Origin of the sequence: uncultured Sphingopyxis sp. (genome assembly GCF_900078365.1) — a bacterium.
In the GTDB taxonomy this organism is placed as follows: Bacteria; Pseudomonadota; Alphaproteobacteria; order Sphingomonadales; family Sphingomonadaceae; genus Sphingopyxis.
The window spans coordinates 3,928,011-3,946,574 of sequence record NZ_LT598653.1 but is presented as its reverse complement, the minus strand read 5'-3'; the positions used below and the strand labels follow the sequence as shown (position 1 = coordinate 3,946,574).

The following is an 18,564-nucleotide window of genomic DNA, read 5'->3' as shown; positions in this document are numbered from 1 at the left end:
CGACGCATTGTGCATCATACCCGCTTGAGTGTAACGATTATAAGTCATATGACAACTTAAATAATTTCATTTGATTTTAAAATGCAGCCATCGGGCTGCGAGCCACGAATATGAGAGCGCCGTTCGCGCATGTGCGACGGAAAGGGCGGCAACGGGAGAGAGAATGATGCAGGCTTCGACCCTATGGAAAAACGGGTGCCCGGTGGTGACCATGGCGTTTCTGTTTGCGGTGACCGCGGCGATGCCCGCCGCGGCACAACACACCGGGACGCCGGACATGCCGGCGGCCACCGGGTCGCTGCCGCCGCCGCCCGATCGCGAAGCTCAGGCCGCCGTGGTGCGGGCCGACTATCGCTACGACGATCTATTGTGGGAGAATGATCGCACCGCGCACCGCATCTACGGCCATGCGCTCGAAGCGGCGGAACCGCCGTCGGGCTCGGGAATCGATTCGTGGGGCAAGAATGTGCCCTGGCCCTTTGCCGATCGTCAGCTGCGCAGCGGCGACCAGCACAGTTATCGCGGCGAAGGCCTCGACTTCTACAATGTCGGCACGACGCGGGGCGCCGGCGGGCTCGGCATCTGGCATGACAACAAGCTGTGGACCTCGCGCAATTACGTCCGCCACCGCATTCTGTCAGCGAGCGGACAAGCCGCCGATTTCACCGTCGATTACGCGCCCTGGCCCGTCGATGTGGACCGCAAGGTCTGGGAGACGCGCCGCTTCACGCTCCCGCTCGGCACGCATTTCACCCGCATGGTCTCGACGATCTCGTCCGACAGCGCCGAACCGCTCCTCGTCGGGATCGGCATCGGCAAGCGGACCACGGGATCAGGCGCCGGCGAACTGACGGTCGACCGCGCGAAAGGGCTGCTCTCATGGTGGGGACCCGCCGACGGCGACCATGGCCGGATCGCGATCGCGATCCGCGTCGATCCTGCGATGATCGCCGGGATACGCGACGATGCGGACAATCATCTCGTCCTGCTCCGCGTCGCGCCGGGCAAGCCGTTCGTCTATTTTTCGGGTTCGGCCTGGGACAAGGGTCGGGGCGGCTTTCGCACGCGCCAGTCATGGGACGCCTATGCGGCCGACGAGAAGCTGGACTTCAGAGTCCCGGACGCCCCTCTTCCCTAGCGATGGATTATCGACCGGTGGTGACCCCTACGGGAATCGAACCCGTGTTTCAGCCGTGAGAGGGCCGCGTCCTGACCGCTAGACGAAGGGGCCTTGGGTCGGAAATTTCGTAGCAAGGAGGAGCCGACCGCTCCCGTGACCGATGGTGACCCCTACGGGACTCGAACCCGTGTTTTCGCCGTGAAAGGGCGACGTCCTAGACCGCTAGACGAAGGGGCCGTCTGATCGGTGAGCGCGCGCCTTAGACGGGCGTTGGGACGCGGTCAAGCATGGGGACGCCCGGCCCGCGCAAAAATGTTGCGCCGCACGCCGGCGGCCCGCTCCTAGTCAGCCCAGGCCGCATCCTCGAGATGCAGTTCGGCGGCGGGGCGGCTGCCCCAATCGTCGCGTTTTGCGCGGCCCGCGAGCCATAATTTGCGTCCGCGCGCGTGGAGCAGGGCCTGCCCCAATTCGGTCTCGGCGCTGCGGAAGGCGACCGCCTTGAAGCACGCGCCGTCGTCGCCCGCCACGATCAGGCGGACATGGTCGGCGCCGACGATCCCCGATTCGACGATTCGCACCGGTCCCGTCGCGACGCGCGGCGCGGGCCAGCCGGCGCCATAGGGGCCCGCGCTCTCGATCGCGTCGCACCAGAGCGGATTGATCCCGCGCGGCGCGAGCACCGCATCGATCAGCAGCGATTTGTCGCCGCTCGCGCGCTCGACGTCGGCGGCGAGACGATCGCTGAGGAAAGCGCCGAGCGCATCGACCTTGTCTTTTTCGACGGTCAGCCCCGCCGCCATCGCATGACCGCCGCCCGCGACGAGCAGCCCCGACTCTTTCGCGGCGAGGATCGCGGCGCCGAGGTCGACGCCCGAGATCGAGCGCCCCGACCCCTTGCCGACGCCATCCTCGTCGAGCGCGATCACGATAGCGGGGCGATGCAGCCTTTCTTTCAGACGCCCGGCGACGATGCCGATCACGCCCGGATGCCAGCCCTCGCCCGCGACGATCGCGACCGGCGCATTGCCGCAGGCGGCGCTCGCCTCGATCGCCTGGTCGAGCACCGCCGCCTCGATCGCGCGGCGCTCTTCGTTCAGCCGGTTGAGCTCGGCTGCGATCTCGGCGGCTTCCTGCGGGTCGCCCGTCGTGAGCAGCCGGACGCCGAGGTCGGACTTGCCGACGCGCCCGCCGGCGTTGATTCGCGGACCGAGCGCAAAGCCCATGTCGCTCGCGCCCGGCGGCTTGGTGAGCCGCGCGGCGTCCATCAGCGCGGCGAGGCCGATATTGCCGCGCCGCGCCATCACCTTCAGCCCCTGCGTCACCAGCGCGCGGTTGAAGCCGGTGAGGCGCGCGACATCGGCGACGGTGCCGAGCGCGACGAGGTCGAGCAGCTCGATCAGCGCGGGCTCGGCGCGGCTCGCGAAAAATCCGCGCGCGCGCAGGGTGCGGAGCAGCGCGGCGCCGAGCAGGAAGGCGACCCCCACCGCGGCGAGATTGCCGTGGATCGCCGCATCGGCTTCCTCGTCGAGCCGGTTGGGGTTCACGAGCGCGAGCGCCGCGGGCAGCGTCGTCGCGCATTGGTGATGATCGACGACGATCACCTCGACCCCCGCCGCCTTGGCCTCGGCGATCGCGTCGAACGCCTGCGCGCCGCAGTCGACCGTGACGACGAGCTTCGACCCCGCCTCGCCGATCTTGACGAGCGCCGCGCCCGACGGCCCATAGCCTTCCATCAGGCGGTCGGGGATATAGGCGCCGACGGGGAGGCCGAGCCCGCGCAGCAATCGCACGAGCAGCGCCGCCGAGGTCGCGCCGTCGACGTCATAATCGCCGAAGATCGTGACGGCCTCGCCTTTCTCGACCGCATCGGCGAGCCGGGCGGCGGCGGCGTCCATGTCGCGGAACAGCGACGGGTCGGGCATGAAGCCGCGCAGCGTCGGCGCGCGCTGCCGGTCGAGATCGTCGCGCGCGACGCCGCGCGCGAGCAGCAATTGCGTGACGAGATCGTCGGGGGCGAGATTTTCGCTAGCCATATCGGCGCTCGCCCGCCGCCAATGCCAGGGCTGGCCGGCGATCGAGCGCGTTATTCCGAGCGCCGCATCGCTCATCGCCGTACCCTCGCGGCAAGGATGCGGGCGCGCAGCGCCTGCGCCGTGGCGGTCGGGATCGCCGGAATTTCATGGCTGACGAGCGAACTGCCGCCGGGCACGCCGAACACCAGAGTCGCGAGGCCCAGCGGGCGCAGGATGAAATCGCTCTTGAGGTCGACGCTCTGCACCGACGCGTGCGGCAGCAGCGTCGTCTTGGGTTTCCATATCCCGCGCCGGATCGCCACTTGCTCGCCAAGATCGGTCCAGCGATGGAAGCGAGCGCCGAACAGCGACCCCGCGCCGATCAGGAGCCCGGCGAGAGGCCCCAGCCAGCCGAGCGGCTGGCCGAACGACACGGCGACAAGCCCGCCGGCGGCGGCACACACCGCGCCGATCAAGCCGCCGAGCGCGACGATGCGGTGGCTATGCTGCCACGCCGCCTCCGCGCCCGGCCGCGCCATCGCGACCTCGTCCAGCACCGGGTCGATCTCGGCCAGCTTGCCGAAGGGGATGACCTGATGATCGCGCTCCTTCTCGCCATCGCTCGCAAGGCTTTGCAGACGAAGCTCGTGCCAGCCGAAACGCCGGCGAAACCAGCCGGTGACGAGGATCGCCGCCTGCACGCGCCTGACCGGCAGCGCGACGTCGGTGCGCGTCGTCAGCCCGCGGGTCCGGCGCAGCGCGCGCGGCTCGCGCGTCAGGCGAAAATCCCAGTTGGCGAAGACCATCATCGCGATCCCGCTTACGAAACCGATCAGCAGCAGCGACAGCGCCGCGCCGATCCCGGCGACCCAGCGATGCGCGAGCAGCCACCGATCGAGGCCATAGCTTTCGGCGATGTCGATCCAGTCCACCGGATTGAAAATATTGAAATCGAACGGCAACAGGCCATCGAAAAATTGCATCGCGGCGCCGACCACCGCCAGCGCGGCGAGCGAGAAGTTGAACAGCCCCGCGGTCAGCAACCGCCCCGGACTCATTGCGAAGAGCAGCCGGTCTTCGGGCGCGGGCGGCGTATCGGGGATGTCGGCCGCGACGGCGGCGGCCGCCTCGCCGCTGCGATGCGCGCGGATCGTCGTGCGCAACGCCTGCGCGGCGTCGAGCGCGATCGCGTTTAGGGCGGCGTCATTTTCCTTGCCGCCCGCGCCGGTCTCGAACCCGACCTTGGCGATGCCGAGCGCGCGCGCGACCAGCCCCTGCTCGATGCTGACGTCCTGGATGCGGTCGAAGGGGATGGTGCGGTGCTGGCGCGCCAGGACGCCGCTTTCGATCTCCACCTCGTCGTCGCCGACGAGGAAGCGGAAGCGCAGCCATTGGAACCAGGCGGCGAGCAGCGAGATGAGCAGAAAGGCGCCGATCGCGGGCACGATCCAGATCCAATTGCCCGTGAAGCCGAGCGCCGCGACCGCGGGCAGGGCGTTGAGCGACTTCGGCCCGAGCGCAACGACCGCGAGCGCCAGCGTCGCGGGATGCAGCCGCTGCCAGCGCGCCTCGCCCTCTGGCGCGGCGAGGATGGCGGCGCCCTTCATGCGAAGTCGGTCTGGATATGGCGCCGGATCGTCTCGCGCATCGCCGCGGCGAGGTCGCTCGGCAGTCCGGGCAGCGTCACCGTGCTGTTGTGCGTGCCCGAGGTGTGGACGATCAGATGCGACAGGCCGAACCAGCGTTCGATCGGCCCCTGCCCGACGTCGATATGCTGGACGCGCACGAAGGGCACGATCGTGTCGGTGCGGAACAGCCAGCCACGCGCGACGCGGAGCTGCCCCTCCCCGATCTTGTAGCCCCAGCGCGACACGCGGCGCGACGGGAAGCTGACGATCGTGACGATCGCGATCAGCCACGCCAGCGCGGTGATCAACCCATAGGGGCCCTCGATATGCCGGATCAGCAGAGCATCGAAAACACTCGCGCCGATCGCGAGCGGGATCAGGTTGAGCGCGGTCGCGATGCGCAGCACCTTGGCATAGGCCGGGTCGACCGGGTGCAGCCCTTCGGCGGCATTCAACGCCTCGGCGTCGAAGGGATCGGTCGGATGCGCGGCGGGCGTGTCGGTCATGCTCTTCCGTTAGCGTCTTATATGACTATGGCACAACCACATTGAAGCGCGGGTCGGCGGGCGGATGGAGCGCGAACCACGACAGGAAAGCCTGCCTGTCGCCATCGATGCGGATCGCCCCCGACTGGATGAGCGCGGGAAATTGCGCGCGGCCCATCATCGCCTCGTCGAGGATCTTGCGGTCGATCGTGATCGTCGCGGTGGGGGCGGGGTCGGTCGCGCCATAGCGCGGAAATTCGACCCCGCCGCCGACGACGACCGCGACGCTTTCCTTGCTGTCGGGCAGGATGAACTGGAAAATCCCCTCGACCGCGCGCCCCTTCACGGCGTCGAAGCGCGTCGCGAGCGCGTCGAAGAAGACCGCGGTCGGGATCGCGCTGACGAAGCTGCGGCTTTGCCCGTTGCTCGTCGCCGCCTCGACCGCGTTGCCGCGCAGGCTCGCAGCCCCGGCGAGATAATAGTTGCGCCACGCGCCCGATTCGGCCTGATAGCCGAGCTGGTCATAGGCCGAGGCCAGCGCCGCGCGCGCATCCTTGTTATCGGGCTCGGCAAAGACCAGCTTGTTCAAAAGCTCGGCCGCCCAGCGATAATCGCCCGCCTTCAGCGCCGCCTGCCCCGCCGCGAGCAGCTTGTCGGCGCCGCCCGCGAGCGCGACATATTTGGGCGCCGATTGTTCGGGCGGCAGCGGGTTGAAATTCGCCGGATTGCCGTCCCACCAGCCGAAATAACGCTGATAGACCGCCTTCATGTCGTGGTTGAGCGTGCCATAATAGCCGCGCGTCGAAAAATCGGCCGCCTGCACCGGCGCTTCGGCGGTCTGGTCGGCGAGCTCGTGCAGCGTCGCGCCGCGGTTCGCGAGGAAGAGCGTGCGGTCGTGGACATAGCGATAGGCGTCGCGCTGGTTCGCGAGCAGCGCCGACACTTCGCCCGCGCCCCATGTCGGCCAATGGTGCGACGCCATCGCGACCTCGGCCGTGCCGCCCCATTTGAGCAGCATCGCGTCGATCACCTTCGACCAGCGCAGCGCATCGCGCACCTGCGCGCCGCGCAGGGTCAGGATATTGTGGAGATTGTGGGTCACGACCTCGGTCGTGTGCAGCGCCTTATAGGCGGGAATATAGAAAACAAACTCCGACGGCGCCTCGGTGCCGCCCGCGTCGAGGAAGTCGAAGACCAGCCCGTCGATCGTCAGCGTGCCGCCCTGTTCGCCGACCGTCTCGGTCGGTTCCATATAGCCGATCGTTCCCGACGACAGCTTCGGCCCCAGCCCGGTGTCGACCTGTCCCGTCGGCCCCGGCGGCAGGATCGCGCCGAACATATAGAGCGCGCGCCGCCCCATCGCGCCGCCCGCAAGGACATTTTCCGACGTCGCTTCCTCCGAAAAGCCGTGCGGCGCGATGATGCGGATTTTCTCCGCCTGGACCTGTTCGGGCGTCACGATCCCGCCGACGCCGCCGAAATGATCGCTGTGACTGTGCGAAAAAATCACTGCCCTGATCGGCCGCTCGGACTCCTTGCCCGCGACCGTGTCCGCGAACAGCTTCCATCCGGCGGCGGCGGCCTCTTCGGACAAGAGGGGATCGACGACGATCCAGCCGGTCTCGCCGCGGATGATCGTCATCACCGACAGGTCATAGCCGCGGATTTGCCAGATGCTGCCCGGCACCACCTCGAACAGACCGTGGACCGCATTGAGCCGCGCCTGCCGCCATAGCGACGGATTGACCGTATCGGGCGCTTCCTTCGCGTCGAGGAAGGCATAGGGCCGCCGGTCCCATATGATCCTGCCGTCGGCGGTCTGGATCAGTCCGCCCGGAATCTCGGCGATCTTGCCGCGCGTCGCGTTGGCCTCGTCGCGCGGGTCATCGAGCGGCAGGCGCTTTGCGAGGTCGGCCTGCGCGGCGCGGGTCGCCTCGCTCGCGGGATCCTGCGCGGTAGCGGCAAAGGGCAGGCTCGCGGCAAGCAGCAGGGCGGTCAAACGGCGCATCTTCTCTCTCCCCCTATTTCGGAGCAGCTTGCGCCGCGTCCTTGCGCTTGGCAAGCATCGGCGCATGACCGGCACGCCGCACCTCCTCATCGTCTGGCATAGCCGCACCGGCGGCAGCAAGGCGCTCGCCGAAGCCGCGGCGGAGGGTGCCGCCACGGCAGCCAAGCTCGTCGCCGCGGGGGACGTCACGCCGGAGCTTCTGCAAGCCGCGGGCGGCTATCTCTTCGTCGGCCCCGAAAATCTCGCCGCGCTGTCGGGCGCGATGAAGGAGATGTTCGACCGCTGCTATTATCCCTGCCTCGGCAAGCTCGAAGGCCGCCCCTATGCGACGATCATTTGCGCGGGGTCCGACGGCGAGAACGCCCAGCGCCAGCTCGACCGCATCGCCACCGGCTGGCGGCTGAAGCGCGTCGCCGAGCCGATGATCGTCAATACCGCGGCGCAGACTCCCGAAGCCATCCTCGCACCAAAGACCATCGCGCCCGACCGCCTTGCCGAAGCGCGCGACATGGGCGCCGCGCTGGCGGAGGGGATCGCGGCCGGGATTTTTTGAGGACGGAGCGTTCGTTGCGACCGCTTTGAGGTGGAAAGCAGACCTTCCCGACATTCGTCATTCCCGCGGAGTCGCAGACGGCGCGCAGCGCCTCCGCGGGAACCCAGTGCGGGATCAGCCTACGCACGCTCTGGGTCCCCGCTTTCGCGGGGATGACGATGTAAGAGGCCGCAATTGTCCGGTCTCAGACATTCGTCATCCCGGACTTGATCCGGGATCCATTCTTTCAACGCTGCGTGAATGGACCCCGGATCAAGTCCGGGGTGACGATGAAACATAGGTCCGCAATCGTCCGAAAGCGGACATGCCTTCATAGCACGAAGGGGCCAAGGGGCTTGCCCCCCGTCCCCCGCCGCGCCACATTTTCGCGATGCAGCTCCCCGCCCCCTTCGCCGACTGGTTCGCCGCGCGCGGGTGGCGGCTGCGGCGGCATCAGGCCGATATGCTCGGCGCGAGCGCGCGGGGCGAGCATGCCTTGCTCGTTGCGGCAACCGGGGCGGGCAAGACGCTGGCGGGGTTCCTGCCGAGCCTCGTCGATCTCGCCCGAAATCCGTCCGACCGGCTCCACACCCTCTATGTTTCGCCGCTGAAAGCCTTGGCGGCCGACGTCGAGCGCAACCTCCTCGGTCCGATCGCCGAGATGGGACTCGACATCAGCGTCGAAAGCCGCAGCGGCGACACGTCGTCGGACAAGAAGGCGCGCCAGCGCAGCCGCCCGCCGAACATCCTGCTGACGACGCCCGAATCGCTGTCGCTGCTGCTTTCCTATCCCGACAGCTTCACGATGTTCGCGCATCTGAAGACGGTGGTGATCGACGAGATCCACGCCTTTGCGCCGGGCAAGCGCGGCGATTTGCTCAGTCTCGCGCTGTCGCGGCTCCAGACGATCGCGCCGGGGCTGCGCCGCGTCGGGCTGTCGGCGACGATCGCCGATCCGGTGCGATATGCCGGCTGGCTCGCCCCCGAAGCCGACGCCGGCGCGGTCACCCTCGTCGAGGGCGAAGCAGGCGCCGAGCCCGACATCGAGATATTGCTGCCCGAAGGCGCGGTGCCCTGGGCGGGGCATTCGGGGCGCTGGGCGGTGCATCAGGTGATGGAGGTGATCGCCCGGAACCGCACGACGATCATCTTCTGCAACACGCGCGGGCTCGCCGAGCTGATCTTTCAGGAGCTGTGGAAGGTCAACGACCTCAGCCTGCCGATCGCGATCCACCACGGCAGTCTCGACCGCGAAGCGCGCCAGCGCGCCGAGGCCGCGATGGCCGAGGGACGGCTGCGCGCACTCGTCGCGACCGCGAGCCTCGACTTGGGGCTCGACTGGGGCGACGTCGATTGCGTGATCCAGATGGGCGCGCCCAAGGGGTCGTCGCGATTGCTCCAGCGCATCGGGCGCGCGAACCACCGGCTCGACGAGCCGAGCAAGGCGCTGATCGTGCCCGGCAACCGCTTCGAATATCTCGAAGCGCAGGCGGCGCTCGACGCGGTCGAAGCGGGCGAGCGCGATGCCGACCGCTTCCGCCCCGGCGCGCTCGACGTGCTCGCGCAGCATGTGATGGCGCTTGCCTGCGCGGCGCCGTTCGACGAGTCTGGACTGCTCGCCGAAATCCGGAGCGCGACGCCCTATCGGTGGATCGATGCCGACATCTTCGCGCGATTGCTCGGCTTCGTGCGCGACGGCGGCTATGCGCTCAAAAGCTACGACCGCTTCCGCCGCCTCGCCCCCGACGGGCCGGGCAAGTGGCGGATCGCGCATCCGCGGCTCGCCGCGCAGCACCGGCTCAATGCGGGGATCATCGTCGAAGCGCCGATGGCCGACGTCCGCTTCAAGAACGGCCGGCGGCTCGGCAAGGTCGAGGAATATTTCGCCAGCACGCTGACCCCCGGCGACACCTTCGCCTTTGCCGGTTTGAGCCTCGAGGTCGAGGCGATCCGCGATACCGACCTGATCGTCCGCGCGACGACGCGCCCGGCGCGTATTCCGAGCTATATGGGGGCGAGGCTCGCGATCTCGACGCGGCTCGCCGACCGGGTGCGGACTTTCCTGGCCGATCCGGCGAGCTGGGCGCGTTTTCCCGAGGATGTGCGCTTCTGGCTCGAAATGCAGGCGCTGCGCTCGGCGCTGCCGCGGCCGGGCGAACTGCTCGTCGAGACCTTCCCGCACGAAGGACATCATTATCTCGTCTGCTATCCGTTCGAGGGCTGGAACGCGCACCAGTCGCTGGGGATGCTGATCACGAAAAGGATGGAACGCGCCGGGTTGCAACCCTTGGGCTTCGTCGCCTCCGACTATGCGATCGCGATCTGGTCGCTGCGGCCCGTGGCGTACCCCCAGAACCTGTTCGATGCCGAGATATTGTCCGAAGAGTTCGTCGAATGGGTCGAACACTCGCACCTGTTGAAGCGCGCCTTCCGCGAGGTCGCGGTGATCGGCGGGCTGATCGAGCGCCAGCATCCGGGCAAGCGCAAGACGGGCAAGCAGGTCACCTTCTCGACCGACCTGATCTTCGACGTGCTGCGCAAATATGAGCCCGACCATCTGCTGCTCGAAGCCGCGTGGGCCGACGCGCGCGAGCGGCTGACCGACGTCGCGCGGCTCAGCGACCTGCTCGACCGCGCGGCGGGGACGATGCTGCACAAGACGCTCGACCGGATCAGCCCGCTCGCCATCCCCGTGCTGGTGCTGATCGGGCGCGAGAATGTCGCGGCGTCCGACCTCGACGACATGCTGCTCGGCGAACTCGCCGATACGCTGGCCGAAGAAGCGATGCGCGTTGACCCGCAGGAATAGGACGTCGGGCGGCGCGTCGCTTGCCGCAAGCGCCGCACAGGCGTAGACTGGCATAAATATAGATGAGGATGCCAGCGATGACCCGTGCAACCGGTTGGTCCGTCCCATTGGCGCTGCTGCTCGCCGCCCCCGCGCTGACCGCTCCCCCGCTCACCGCCCCCCCGCCCTCTGGCGCGACGCCGGCGCCCGCCGATCCCGTGCCCGCCCCCGCCGCGGCGCCGACGCCCGCCGGCCAACTGGTCGCGCCGCCGGTCACCGTCGTCCCCTTCATTCAGCCCTTCGACCTCGACGCGACGCGGCGCATGGCGGTGCAGGTCATGGTCGGCGGCGAAGGGCCCTTCTCCTTCCTCGTCGATACCGGCGCCGAGCGCACGGTGATCGCGCGCGAGCTCGCCGAGCGACTCAAGCTTGTCGAAGGCGCCAAGCTCAAGCTCGCGACGATCGGCGGATCGGCGGTGGTGCCCAGTTTCCGCGTCGCGGCGCTGCGGATGTCCGACCTGCACCTCGCGCCGGTCGATGCTCCCGCCTTTTCCGGCCGGCACATCGGCGCCGCCGGGCTGATCGGGGTCGACATGCTCGAAAAGCGGCGCGTGCTCATCGATTTCCGCGAGGAAACGATGGAGATATTGGAGACGCGCAAGCGCGCGCGCCCGATCATCCGCGACGATGACGCGATCGTCGTCACCGCGCGCAATTCGGCCGGGCGGCTGATCCTGTCCGACGCGCGGCTCGACGGCAAACGCATCGACGTCATCGTCGACACCGGCGCGCAGACGAGCGTCGGCAATATCGCGCTGCAAAAGCTGGTCGCGGCGAAGCGCGCGAACCGCCTGCCCTTCCTGCCGACCACGCTCGGCGCGGTGACCGGCGAGGCCGTGCCCGCGGTGCGCACCGCGATCCGGCGCATCGTGATCAACGGCATGGATGTCAACGACCTGCCCGTCAGCTTTGCCGACAGCCAGGCGTTCCGCGCGCTGGGCCTCGTCGAGCGGCCGGCGCTGCTGATCGGCATGGACAGCCTGTCGCTGTTCGACCGCGTCGAAATCGATTTTCCGAACAAGCGCGTCGTGTTCGACCTACCCGAAGGAGCGAGCCGCGACATGGGACAGCGCTTTGCCGCCAACGGGATCCGCATCGGCGGTTAGCATCGATTGCGCGCTTGCGGCGGATCGCGGGCGCCGTCATAGCGGCGCCATGTCCGCGCCGCCGACTTTTGCCTTCGCGGGCCAGCAGTTCGAGATGCTGGCCGACCGGGCGCTGTTCTGGCCGCGCCACGGCGCGCTGATCGTCGCCGACCTGCATCTGGAAAAGGCGAGCTGGTACGCCGCGCTGGGCCAGCCGCTGCCGCCCTATGACAGCCACGACACGCTCGACCGGCTCGCCGCGCTCGCCGCCGAGACCGGTGCGAGCGCGATCTGGTGCCTTGGCGACAGTTTCCACGACCGGCACGCCGCGGCGCGCATCGTGCCGGCGGTGGCCGAGCGACTGGCGCGGCAGGCGACATCGGCGCGGCTGCTGTGGATCGCGGGCAACCACGACGGGCTCTCCGGCGGCGCGTGGGGCGGCGAGGTCGCCGACGAGCTGGCCGTCGACGGCATCGTTTTTCGCCACCAGAGCCTGGCCGACGAGACGCGGCCCGAAATCTCCGGGCATTTCCACCCCAAATTGCGGATCAACGTCCGCGGCCGGCCGATTTCGCGCCCCTGTTTCGCGGGCGACGCGCAGCGGCTGATTCTCCCCGCCTTCGGCAGCCTGACCGGCGGCCTGGCTGCCGAAGATCCGGCCATCGCCGAAAATTTCGCCGGCCCCTATCAGGCGATGCTCGTCGCGCGCGGGCGCCGCCTCTGCTTCCCCTGCGCCGGCCGGGCGCAGGGTGACGCTACGGCAAGCCGCCTCCTTCGCCAGGCGGGGAGCTAAGTCCCGTCGAACAGGCGCTTTTCCGCCTGTGACCGAAAAGCATCACTTTCTCAAAAATGACGCAAATCGGCCCCTCCGGCTGGATCGGGGGCGCAATTGAGTTATGCTCCCCCGGCAACAAAAATAATGAAATGTTGAGAGGAGTGCCCGATATGAAATCATCTTCCCTTCGTGCTGCCCGTTTTCTTCGCACCAGCGCGCTGGGCGTCTCGATCGCCATGGCGGCGGTTGCGGTCCCGGCCTTCGCCCAGGATGCCCCGGCCGATGCTGCGGCTGACGACAGCGACAACACGCCGATCATCGTCACCGCGCAGGGCCGTTCGCAGCTCCTGTCCGACGTCCCCGTCGCGATTTCGGCGGTGAGCGCCGAAACGCTGCAGAACAGCGGCGCGAACGACATTCGCCAGCTGAACCAGGTCGCCCCGTCGCTGCTCGTTTCGTCGACGGGTTCGGAAGCCAATGGTTCGGCACGTATCCGCGGCATCGGCACCGTCGGCGACAACCCCGGCCTCGAAAGCTCGGTTCCGGTGTTCATCGACGGCGTCTATCGCTCGCGTTCGGGCATCGGCCTCAACGAACTCGGCGAAATCGACCGCATCGAAGTGCAGCGCGGCCCGCAGGGCACGCTCGGCGGCCGCAACTCGTCGGCGGGCCTGATCAGCATCTATTCGAAAAAGCCCGATTTCCAGTTCGGCGCCACGGGTGAGATCACCTATGGCAATTATGATTATTGGCGCCTCGGCGGCAGCGTTACCGGCCCGATCAGCGACACGCTCGCCGCGCGCCTCGACGGCGTTTGGGTGAAGCGCGACGGCTTTCTGCACGATGTGAACAACGACCGCGACATCAACAACCGCGATCGCTATTTCCTTCGCGGCCAGCTGCTTTTCGAACCGACCGACGCGCTGTCGGTCCGTCTGATCGCCGATTACACGTCGCGCGACGAGGAATGCTGCGGCGCCACCTATGTCGGGCCGTCGGTCAATCCCTATATCGGCAACCTCAACAATCCGTCGAACCTTCCCTATCCGCCGGGCACGCCGATTGGCGACAATGAGAACAGCATCATCCAGGTGCTCACCGATCTGGGGCAGGATCCGAGCGCCTTCAACCAGGGCTATAGCCGCGACATTTGGGTCACGCCGGGACGCAGCTATGCCGGCAAGACCAAGGATTACGGCTTCTCGGGCCAGATTGATTATGATTTCGGCGGCGCGACGCTGACCTCGATCACCGCCTATCGCGAATATCGGTCGAGTCAGGCGGGCGACGTCGATTATGGCACGGTCGACATCCTCTATCGCGCGCCCGACGACGACGCCTATCGCCAGTTCCACACCTTCACGCAGGAACTGCGCCTGCAGGGCGAGGCCTTCGACGGCAAGCTCGACTGGCTCGTCGGCGGCTTTTACGCCAATGAAAAGCTGCGCGTGCGCGACAATCTCCGCTTCGGCGAGGCTTACGGCCGTTTCGCGAGCTGCCGCATCATTTCGGGCAGCGGGCTTAATTTCCTTTATTCGCCGGAGAATCCGCTCTGCGCCGTGCCCGGCGTCGGACCGGCGACGATCGCGGGTGCGAGCGGCGCATCGGGTCCCGATATCCTCGCGGCGTTCAACGCGCTCGACGGGCTGAGCGATCTTGGCAGCATCAACGACGTCTATCGCCAGGATGGTGAGAATTGGGCGCTGTTCACGCACAATATCTTCCACATCACCGACAAACTCGATTTCACTTTCGGTCTCCGTTACACCAACGACAAGAAGAAATTCTCGGCGAGCTTCACCAACGACAACACCGTTTGCACCACGGTGCAGGGGCTGGTGCTCGACGATCTCTCGAGCCCGAACCCGACGGCGCGCTCGCTCGCCGGGGCACTCATCGGCCTCAGCTGCCAGGGCAATTCGACCGCCGAACTCAATGGCGTGTCGATCAACGACAAGCGGAGCGAGGACGAATTCACCGGCACCGCGATCCTGTCGTACAAGCCGGTCGACGATCTGATGGTCTATGCGAGCTATTCGCGCGGCTACAAGGCGGGCGGCTTCAACCTCGACCGGTCGGCGCTGAAATCGCCGATCCTGCCCTTCGCGGCGACGCCGGGCGGGGCGCAGGCGCTGGTCGGCGCGCTGCAGTTCGACCCCGAAACGGTCAACAGCTATGAAATCGGCGCCAAATATTCGACCGGTCCGTTCGGCCTCGGCCTGACCTTCTTCCGGTCGGACTTTTCGAGCTTTCAGCTCAACACGTTCAATGGCACGGTCTTCCTCGTCCAGAACATCAACGGCTGCGACAGCGACCTCGCCGGCGGCGATCGCGATCAGAACAAGTTCCCGGGTGCCCCGAATTATATTGCGCCGACGCCGACCAATGCAAATCCGGCAAATACCACCGGCGCCTGTCCCGCCGACGACGTCAGCCATGGCGTGCGGTCGCAAGGCTTCGAACTCGAAGCCTCGCTCGTTCCGGCGCGCAGCTTCCGCATGACCGCGGGGCTGACCTATGCGAAGACCAAATATCGCGGCCAGTTGGTGGGCAATGATTCGGGCGCGCCGCTCGATCAGGCGCTGCGCCTGCTGCCGGGCAACAATCTGTCAAACGCGCCCGAACTGGTCGCGACCGGCAGCATCGCCTGGACCCCCGACATCGGCAGCAGCGGATTGACCGGCCTTGTCTATATCGATGGCCGCATGACCAGCGATTATAACACCGGGTCGGACCTGTTCCCGCAAAAGGGACAGGACGGCTATGCGCTGTTCAACGCCCGCCTCGGCGTGCGCGGTCCCGACGAGAAATGGGGCATCGAGCTGTGGGCGCAGAATATCTTCAACAAGCAATATGCCCAGGTTGCGTTCAATTCGCCGTTCCAGGAGGGCGCGACATCGGCCAGCGCCGCCTTCGCCGACCCGCAATATCCGGGCGGTCGCCAGATCTTCTCGCAGTTCCTTGCCGAACCGCGGACCTATGGCGTGACGCTGCGCGGCAAATTCTGATCGCGTATGATCGCATGACTTTCGAGGGGGCGGGGCCGTTGGTCCCGCCCCTTTTTTTGCTCCGGCAAGTCAACCCGTCACATCTGACAGCTGTGACACAAAAGCCGCGCGCCCGGCAGAATGACGTTAGGGCGGCGGCGGCGCGCTGGCATGACGCGCACAAGTCGTGATACGCCTGCGTCATAAACAGAAAAACCGCTCTCCCCCGCACAAACGAACGATCGTGAGAGGAGGGCCATTTTCATGAAAAACAATTGCCGCACCGCCGCGGGTCTGCTGCGAACCAGCGCCGCCGGGCTGTCGCTTTCGCTCGGCCTTATCGCCGTGCCCGCCATGGCGCAGGACGCCGCGGGCGCCGAAACCGACGACAGCACGATCATCGTCACCGCGACGCGGCGCAGCGAGGCGCTGTCCGACGTGCCGATCGCGGTCTCCGCCGTCACCGGCGATACGCTCGAAAAGACGGGCGCGACCGATGTGCGCGCGCTGGGACAGGTCGCTCCGTCGCTGCTCGTGTCGGGCGCGACGAGCGAGGTCAATTTCACCGCGCGCATCCGCGGCATCGGCACCGTCGGCGAGAATCCCGGGCTCGAAAGCTCGGTCGGCCTGTTCATCGACGGCGTCTATCGCAGCCGGACGGGCGTCGGCCTGTCCGAACTCGGCGATATCGAGCGCGTCGAGGTGCTGCGCGGACCGCAGGGCACGCTGTTTGGCCGCAACTCGACCGCCGGGCTGATCAACATCGTCACCAAGGGGCCGGACCTTTCGGCGTTCGGCGCCAAGGGATCGGTTTCCTACGGCAATTATGATTATTGGCGCGTCGACGGCATGATCAACGCGCCGCTGGGCGACAAGGCGGCGGTACGCGTCGATGGCGTCTGGCAGCGGCGCGACGGCTTCATCGACAATGCGACCCCCGGCGAGCCCGATATCAACGACCGCGACCGCTGGCTGGTCAAGGGGCAGCTACTGCTCGAACCCGCCGAGAATATCACGCTGCGGCTGATCGCCGATTATTCGAAGCGCAACGAGAATTGCTGTGGCGGCGTGCTCCTCAACCCCGTACGCAGCCTGACGCGCGGGCCCGACGGCGCCCCCGTGGCGTCGCCCAACACGCTGTTGCCGCTGCTCCAGTTCCTCGGCGCGAACCATCAGGTTCCGCCGGCGGGCGACAGCTTCGTGCGCCGCCAGTCGACGACGCCCGGCGTCCCCTACCGGTCGGATACCAAGGACTGGGGCGTGTCGGGCGAACTCGACTGGGATTTCGGCGGCGCGACGCTGACCTCGATCACCGCCTATCGCGATTACAAGAATGCGCAGGGCCAGGACGCCGATTTCAACACGCTCGACATATTGCGGCGCACCGACCTCGATCGCCGATTCCGGCTGTTCACGCAGGAACTCAGATTGCAGGGCGAGGCGTTCGACGGGCGGCTCGACTGGCTCGTCGGCGGCTATTATGCGAACGAGAAGCTCGATGTCGACGACGACATCGTCTATGGCGCCGACTATCAGCGCTATGCCAACTGCCTCGCCGCGGCGGCGCTCGCACCGACCTTCCTCAACCCGGCGTCGCCGACCTGTTCGAACCTGCCCGCGGCGAGCTTTCCGGGCTTTCAGGGGATTGCCGCGCTGCTTGGTGCCGCGCCGCTCAATGGCACCGGCAACAATGGATCGACCTTTGCGCAGCGCAGCACCAACTATGCGGTGTTCACGCACAACAGCTTCGACATCGTCGAGGATGCGCTGACGCTGACCGTCGGGGCGCGCTACACGCACGAGAAGAAGACGCTGAGCGGCGACGCCAATTTCACCAACACGCTGTGTCCGGCGATCGTCAATTCATCCTTGCAAGCCCTGGCGACCCTCGCCTGCGTGATCAACGGCACCGCGCCCGACATCGCCCGCGGCGCGCCGGGGACCAAATTCAGCGAGGGCCAGTGGACAGGGACCGCGGTGCTGAGCTGGAAGCCCGCGCCCGAATGGCTGATCTATGCCTCGGCGTCGAAGGGCTACAAGGCGGGCGGCTTCAACCTCGACTATTCGGCGCTCGACCGGCCGTGCAGCACGACCGCGGGATCCGATGCGCAGGATGCCGCCTGCGTCGCGGCGCTCGCGCGGCCGGCGAACACGCCGGGCAACGCGCGGCCCGAAGCGAGCGACCTGCAATTCGCGAGCGAAAAGGTCGACGCCTATGAACTCGGCGTCAAATGGGACGGCCCCGGGGTCGACGTCAATCTCGCGGCCTTTTATCAGGAATATAGCAATTACCAGCTCAACACCTTCAACGGCGTCAATTTCGAGGTCACCAACATCCAGGCGTGCAAGGACGATCTGGGAACCGGGCCGATCGACAACAGCGCCGCGACCGGCGGCTGCGCGTCCGACCGGCTGAAGCCCGGCGTCGTCGCCAAGGGGTTCGAGATCGAGACCTTCCTGCGCCCCGCGCGCTATCTCTCGGTCAATATGGGGCTGACCTATGTCGACACCCTCTATCGCCGCAACCTCGTCGGCACCGGCGGCCGGCCGCTGTCGCCGGTGCTGTTCCAGCTGCCCGGGCGCGGGGTGTCGAACGCCGCCAAATATGTCGCGACCGCGGGGATCAGCTGGACGCCGCCGATCGGCGACAGCGGGCTGAGCGCGCTCGTCTATCTCGACACGCGGCTCCAGAGCGACACCAACACCGGGTCGGATCTGGATGTCGAAAAGATCCAGGACGGCTTCGCGGTCTTCAACGGCCGCATCGGCCTTTATGGGCGCGATCGCCGCTGGGGGATCGAGCTGTGGGGGCAGAATCTGTTCAACAAGCAATATTACCAGATCGGCGCCGACATGCCGCTGCAGGGATCGGGCTCGTTCCGTTCGGTCGCAGCGCCCGCGGCGCTTGGCTTCCCGGCGACCGCAAACCAGCTGTTCGTCGGCTTCCCCGGCGAGCCGCGCACCTATGGCGTGACCTTGCGCGGCCAGTTCTGACCGTCTCTCCCCCTCCCCAAAGCCGGGGAGGGCGTAGGGAGGGCCTGCCGCGGCCGGGCACTGTCGCGACAGGCCCTTTCCTTATGGAGG

General features: G+C 67.2%; 11 protein-coding genes and 2 tRNA genes. 7 read left to right on the top strand and 6 right to left on the bottom strand.

Annotated elements, in window-relative coordinates; translation table 11 throughout:
- Window positions 1-211 precede the first annotated feature (211 nt).
- Window positions 212-1,138, top strand: a complete 927-nt coding sequence (locus QZL87_RS18330; RefSeq protein ID WP_295321917.1) for a DUF4861 family protein — start codon at window positions 212-214, stop codon at window positions 1,136-1,138.
- A gap of 18 nt (window positions 1,139-1,156) precedes the next feature.
- Here the strand turns inward: QZL87_RS18330 and QZL87_RS18325 are convergent.
- The 6 genes from QZL87_RS18325 to QZL87_RS18300 all read right to left on the bottom strand — a co-directional run bounded on the left by QZL87_RS18325 (window position 1,157) and on the right by QZL87_RS18300 (window position 7,253).
- A tRNA-Glu gene (locus QZL87_RS18325) sits at window positions 1,157-1,231 on the bottom strand.
- 50 nt (window positions 1,232-1,281) lie between these two features.
- Window positions 1,282-1,357 (bottom strand) — tRNA-Glu (locus tag QZL87_RS18320).
- Between the two features lie 104 nt (window positions 1,358-1,461).
- On the bottom strand, window positions 1,462-3,228 hold the full coding sequence (recJ, locus tag QZL87_RS18315; RefSeq protein WP_295321915.1) for a single-stranded-DNA-specific exonuclease RecJ: 1,767 nt from the start codon (window positions 3,226-3,228) through the stop codon (window positions 1,462-1,464).
- Window positions 3,225-4,739, bottom strand: a complete 1,515-nt coding sequence (locus QZL87_RS18310; RefSeq protein WP_295321913.1) for a PH domain-containing protein — start codon at window positions 4,737-4,739, stop codon at window positions 3,225-3,227. The genes recJ and QZL87_RS18310 overlap by 4 nt, the downstream gene beginning before the upstream one ends.
- Window positions 4,736-5,266 carry a PH domain-containing protein gene (locus tag QZL87_RS18305; RefSeq protein ID WP_245198412.1) on the bottom strand — a complete coding sequence of 177 codons (531 nt, stop codon included), beginning with the start codon at window positions 5,264-5,266 and terminating at the stop codon, window positions 4,736-4,738. The genes QZL87_RS18310 and QZL87_RS18305 overlap by 4 nt, the downstream gene beginning before the upstream one ends.
- Before the next feature lie 25 nt (window positions 5,267-5,291).
- Window positions 5,292-7,253 (bottom strand): alkyl sulfatase dimerization domain-containing protein, encoded by a 1,962-nt coding sequence (locus QZL87_RS18300; protein WP_295321911.1) that lies wholly within the window; start codon window positions 7,251-7,253, stop codon window positions 5,292-5,294.
- A gap of 64 nt (window positions 7,254-7,317) precedes the next feature.
- Here QZL87_RS18300 and QZL87_RS18295 point away from each other — a divergent pair, with 64 nt between their 5' ends.
- The 6 genes from QZL87_RS18295 (at window position 7,318) to QZL87_RS18270 (ending at window position 18,474) form a co-directional block, all read left to right on the top strand.
- Window positions 7,318-7,806 carry an NAD(P)H-dependent oxidoreductase gene (locus tag QZL87_RS18295; protein WP_295321909.1) on the top strand — a complete coding sequence of 163 codons (489 nt, stop codon included), beginning with the start codon at window positions 7,318-7,320 and terminating at the stop codon, window positions 7,804-7,806.
- Between the two features lie 370 nt (window positions 7,807-8,176).
- Window positions 8,177-10,594 (top strand): ligase-associated DNA damage response DEXH box helicase, encoded by a 2,418-nt coding sequence (locus QZL87_RS18290; RefSeq protein WP_295321906.1) that lies wholly within the window; start codon window positions 8,177-8,179, stop codon window positions 10,592-10,594.
- Window positions 10,595-10,671: 77 nt separating this feature from the next.
- A complete protein-coding gene (locus tag QZL87_RS18285; RefSeq protein WP_295321904.1) occupies window positions 10,672-11,739 on the top strand; it encodes an aspartyl protease family protein in 1,068 nt (355 codons plus the stop codon).
- A gap of 49 nt (window positions 11,740-11,788) precedes the next feature.
- On the top strand, window positions 11,789-12,511 hold the full coding sequence (gene pdeM / locus QZL87_RS18280) for a ligase-associated DNA damage response endonuclease PdeM (RefSeq protein WP_295321902.1): 723 nt from the start codon (window positions 11,789-11,791) through the stop codon (window positions 12,509-12,511).
- A gap of 152 nt (window positions 12,512-12,663) precedes the next feature.
- Window positions 12,664-15,501: a TonB-dependent receptor gene (locus QZL87_RS18275; protein ID WP_295321900.1), complete on the top strand. Its 2,838-nt coding sequence runs from the start codon at window positions 12,664-12,666 to the stop codon at window positions 15,499-15,501.
- Window positions 15,502-15,744: 243 nt separating this feature from the next.
- Window positions 15,745-18,474: a TonB-dependent receptor gene (locus QZL87_RS18270; RefSeq protein ID WP_295321898.1), complete on the top strand. Its 2,730-nt coding sequence runs from the start codon at window positions 15,745-15,747 to the stop codon at window positions 18,472-18,474.
- Window positions 18,475-18,564: the final 90 nt, after the last annotated feature.

Bases quoted from the DNA above. Each gene is read 5' to 3' on its own strand.
- QZL87_RS18330 (WP_295321917.1), top strand. From the start codon at position 212: ATGGCGTTTCTGTTTGCGGTGACCGCGGCGATGCCCGCCGCGGCACAA.
- recJ (WP_295321915.1), bottom strand. From the start codon at position 3,228: ATGAGCGATGCGGCGCTCGGAATAACGCGCTCGATCGCCGGCCAGCCC.
- QZL87_RS18310 (WP_295321913.1), bottom strand. From the start codon at position 4,739: ATGAAGGGCGCCGCCATCCTCGCCGCGCCAGAGGGCGAGGCGCGCTGG.
- QZL87_RS18305 (WP_245198412.1), bottom strand. From the start codon at position 5,266: ATGACCGACACGCCCGCCGCGCATCCGACCGATCCCTTCGACGCCGAG.
- QZL87_RS18300 (WP_295321911.1), bottom strand. From the start codon at position 7,253: ATGCGCCGTTTGACCGCCCTGCTGCTTGCCGCGAGCCTGCCCTTTGCC.
- QZL87_RS18295 (WP_295321909.1), top strand. From the start codon at position 7,318: ATGACCGGCACGCCGCACCTCCTCATCGTCTGGCATAGCCGCACCGGC.
- QZL87_RS18290 (WP_295321906.1), top strand. From the start codon at position 8,177: ATGCAGCTCCCCGCCCCCTTCGCCGACTGGTTCGCCGCGCGCGGGTGG.
- QZL87_RS18285 (WP_295321904.1), top strand. From the start codon at position 10,672: ATGACCCGTGCAACCGGTTGGTCCGTCCCATTGGCGCTGCTGCTCGCC.
- pdeM (WP_295321902.1), top strand. From the start codon at position 11,789: ATGTCCGCGCCGCCGACTTTTGCCTTCGCGGGCCAGCAGTTCGAGATG.
- QZL87_RS18275 (WP_295321900.1), top strand. From the start codon at position 12,664: ATGAAATCATCTTCCCTTCGTGCTGCCCGTTTTCTTCGCACCAGCGCG.
- QZL87_RS18270 (WP_295321898.1), top strand. From the start codon at position 15,745: ATGAAAAACAATTGCCGCACCGCCGCGGGTCTGCTGCGAACCAGCGCC.